Origin of the sequence: Janthinobacterium sp. UMAB-60, from assembly GCF_900095235.1 — a bacterium.
In the GTDB taxonomy this organism is placed as follows: Bacteria; Pseudomonadota; Gammaproteobacteria; order Burkholderiales; family Burkholderiaceae_D; genus Janthinobacterium.
Genome location: NZ_LT607541.1, coordinates 1 through 254, shown reverse-complemented (window position 1 = coordinate 254; position 254 = coordinate 1). Strand labels below are relative to the sequence as shown.

Sequence of the window (254 nt, the reverse complement as noted above, 5' to 3'; positions counted from 1 at the left end):
GGATTCTTCGCCGACCCGCATAGCCCATGGCAGCGCGGTACAAACGAAAATACGAATGGCCTACTGCGGCAGTACTTCCCAAAGGGTACAGATTTGTCTCGGTGGAGCGCTCAAGAGATTCAAGCCGTTGCTAATGCGCTGAATTCCAGGCCCCGGAAAACGCTTGGTTGGAAGTCGCCGGCAGAAGTACTGGACGAGTATCTAAAATCTGCTCAATAATCTGGTGTTGCGAGGACCGGTTGAATCCGCCCAAT

Annotated in this window: 1 protein-coding gene; it reads left to right on the top strand. The window is 53.1% G+C overall.

What is annotated here, in order from left to right; translation table 11 throughout:
* Positions 1 to 219: IS30 family transposase (locus K0F86_RS27220; protein ID WP_219137220.1), on the top strand; the 219-nt coding region annotated here is incomplete at its 5' end.
* Positions 220 to 254: the final 35 nt, after the last annotated feature.